The following is a 3027-nucleotide window of genomic DNA, read 5'->3' as shown; positions in this document are numbered from 1 at the left end:
CCGCCCGCGCTGGCTCCGCGCGGCGGCGCGGCGGCGGCACGGGATGGCCATCGCAACGGCACGGCCCCTGCCGCCCACCTGCCAGCCCCCCGGCCCGCGGCCCCGCCCGCCCCCAAGCCCGCCGCCGCCGCGCCGGCGGGCAGCGATGACGATTGGGAAAGCTTTTGAGCGGGAGCCTGCGAAGAATGCAAGCCAAATAGGCCGCCAGCGCTGAATGCCCGAGCGCTGGCAGCTATCAAAAACAAAGCACGCGGGAGGAGGAGTCCTCGGGCGTGCTTTTTTTCTTGCGCGGACGGCTCAGCGCTCCGGGTCGGGGTAGATCAGCTGAAGCCCCGGCAGGCCCGGCCGCTCGAAGGGCTGCCACATGGCGTCCGGCCCGTGGGGCTGTGCCAGCCGGTCGGCCACGGCCCACCAGGCGCTGGGGTTCAGGCCGATGCCGAAGTGGCTGGCGACCACCTCGATGTTCTCGGTGTGGGGGTTGTGCGCGGCTGGCGACTGGATGCTGCCGCGCCAGGCCACCACGCCGTCGGTGCGCGAGTAGATGCTGGTGGTGGGTACGGGCGGGGCCTCGGGCAGGTTGTAGCTCTCGGTTTCGCGCTCGATGCTGCGGCCGCTGGCGAACTGGTAGATGCGCCACGCGTTCGTGGAGGTGTGCGGGCCGGCGAAAGGCGTGCCCAGCGTCACCACGCAGCGCACCAGGCCGGGCATTTCCTTGGCCAGCTCTCGCGCATAGATGCCGCCCAGGCTCCAGCCCACCAGACTCACCTTGCCGCCGCTGGCCTCGCCGGCCTCCTGCAGCTGGCGCTTGGCGGTTTCCAGCACGCCGTCCCTGGGGCCCAGGTTCAACCCCTGGCCCCAGCCCTGGGTTTCGTAGTTGCGCGACTCCAGGTAGCGGCGCAGCGGAACCGTGGTGGCATCCCCCGCCGTGAGGCCGGGGAACACGATCACCGTGTGGCCGTCGCCCAGCGGGGCACGCTGCAGCACGGGCCAGGCGGGCAGCACCGCGCCAAACTCCCAAGGGGCCCGCAGTTCCAGGGCCAGCAGCGGCAGGCCTGGCGGCGGGATGTCGGCGGGATCGGTTTCTTTCTTGCTGAAGAAGGGCATCGGTTCATCATTTCAAACAAAGCGGGGCGCCATGTCGTGTGGCTTGCGGGTGTGCCGTGCAGGGCCTTCCAGGAAAAGAAGGGAAGGGCCGCACGGCGCACCGTGGGCGACGGTAGCATTTTTTCGAGGGCGGGCAGGGCGCCCGAATGGAGCTAGCTCTCCAATTCCAGGCCGCGAGGCCTGCGCTGGCGCCCCGGGGACGGCGGGCCCCGCGCCGCGAGGCAGGTCCTTGCCATCGCCGGCTGCTATGCTGCTGTGCCCGCGCCCGCACGCATCCGCGCGGCCCGCCCCGCCTGCGGGAGACCGTCCAGACGTTCCTCGGCCCCTCCATCCCTTGCTTTCCGAAAGCCCGCGCCATGATCGCAGCCCCTGCCTCCTCGTCCCGTCCCGCCGCAGCGGCCACCGCCGCCGCGCCTGCGGGCGAGTACCTGACCTTCCGGCTGGGGGCGGAGGAGTACGGCATCGACATCCTGCGGGTGCAGGAAATCCGCTCCTACGAGCAGCCGACGCGCCTGGCGCATTCCCCGGTTTTCATCAAGGGAGTGATCGACCTGCGCGGGCGCATCGTCCCCATCCTGGACCTGCGCCTGAAGCTGCAGTGCCCCGAGGCAAGCTACACCGAGTTCACGGTGGTCATCATCCTGGACATCGGCACGGCAGTGGTGGGCGTGGTCGTGGACGCCGTGGCCGACGTGGCCTCGCTGACCGCCGACCTCATCAAGCCCGCCCCCCAGTTCGAGCGCCAGGGCCATGTGGACCCGGCCTTCATCACCGGGATTGCCAGCCTGGGCGAGCGCACGCTGATCGTGATGGACATCGAGGCGCTGCTCAGCAGCGAGGAGACCGGGCTGATCGCCCAGGTCGCCAGGTAGGCCCGCAAGGCCTCCCGGCGGGGGCCTGTGGTTTATCGCCCTCACGGCGTTCGCAAACGTAACAGAACGCGCTATGCTGGGTGCCAGGGGCCCCGGCCCGGACCGTGCGCGTGCACCGGTTCCAGGGCGGCGGGCCCGCCCTTGGGACGTGTTGGTCTTCCGCCGGGAGTTCTCTCATGGTTCGCGGCTCCGACTCTGCTGATTCCCGCACTGCCCGCCCGTGGGGCGGTGCCTGCCTGCACGGGCCCCGCATCGCCTGCAATCCCGCTCTCCTTCGCCCGCGCGCGCCATGGCGTCATCGCCTCGACGGGCGCCCCGGGCTGCCGTCCAGTTCCCGGTCCCCTTTCTCTTTCCCCACTTCAGGAGCGCTGCCATGAGCCAGTTCAAGATATCCACGCGCCTCGCCGGCTTGCTGGCGGCGCTGTGCCTGCTCGTTTTGCTGGTGGGCGCTGCGGGCCTGTTCGGCATGGGGCAGTCCAACGCGGGGCTCAAGTCGGTGTATGACGACCGGGTGGTGCCGCTCAAGCAGATCAAGGTGGTCGCGGACATGTATGCGGTCAACGTGGTCGATACCGCGCACAAGGTGCGCGACGGGGCCATGACGCCTGCCCAGGGCCAGCAGTCGGTGGCCGATGCGCGCAAGGCGATCGACACCAACTGGAAGGCCTACCTGACCACGCACCTCGTGCCCGAGGAAGCCCAGCTGGTCGAGCGCTTCAAGCCCCTGCAGGCCAAGGCCGACGCGGCCGCCGACACGCTGACCGGCCATTTCCGATCGGGCGACACGGCGGCGCTGACGGCGTTCGCCGCCAAGGAGATGTACCCCGCCATCGACCCGCTGCAGGACGTGCTGGGCCTGCTCATGCAGGTGCAGCTGGACCGGGCCAAGGCCGAGTACGACCGGGCCGAATCGAGCTTTCAGGCGATTCGCGCCGTCGCGCTCACGGCCGTCGTGCTGGGCATCGTGCTGGCGGTGCTGATGGGCGGCGCCATGATCCGGCAGATATCGCGCGCCCTGGGCAATGCGGTGCAGATCACCGATTCGGTGGCG

Annotated in this window: 3 protein-coding genes; 2 read left to right on the top strand and 1 reads right to left on the bottom strand. The window is 70.2% G+C overall.

All coding sequences use genetic code 11. From position 1 onward, the window contains the following. Positions 1–297: 297 nt before the first annotated feature. On the bottom strand, positions 298–1104 hold the full coding sequence (locus tag AC07OD_RS28065; RefSeq protein WP_494598549.1) for an alpha/beta hydrolase: 807 nt from the start codon (positions 1102–1104) through the stop codon (positions 298–300). A gap of 356 nt (positions 1105–1460) precedes the next feature. On the opposite strand from AC07OD_RS28065, the gene AC07OD_RS28060 reads away from it, so the two are divergent. Together AC07OD_RS28060 and AC07OD_RS28055 are read left to right on the top strand one after the other, a co-directional pair. Further along, positions 1461–1976, top strand: coding sequence for a chemotaxis protein CheW (locus AC07OD_RS28060; protein WP_369642754.1), 516 nt, complete (start codon positions 1461–1463; stop codon positions 1974–1976). 373 nt (positions 1977–2349) lie between these two features. Then, a partial coding sequence (locus AC07OD_RS28055) for an MCP four helix bundle domain-containing protein (RefSeq protein ID WP_494598548.1) occupies positions 2350–3027 on the top strand: 678 nt, incomplete at its 3' end.

The sequence above is a fragment of the Acidovorax sp. GW821-FHT10E03 genome, from assembly GCF_059415205.1.
This window is presented reverse-complemented; position numbering and strand designations above follow the sequence as displayed.

Bases quoted from the DNA above. Each gene is read 5' to 3' on its own strand.
- AC07OD_RS28065 (WP_494598549.1), bottom strand. From the start codon at position 1,104: ATGCCCTTCTTCAGCAAGAAAGAAACCGATCCCGCCGACATCCCGCCG.
- AC07OD_RS28060 (WP_369642754.1), top strand. From the start codon at position 1,461: ATGATCGCAGCCCCTGCCTCCTCGTCCCGTCCCGCCGCAGCGGCCACC.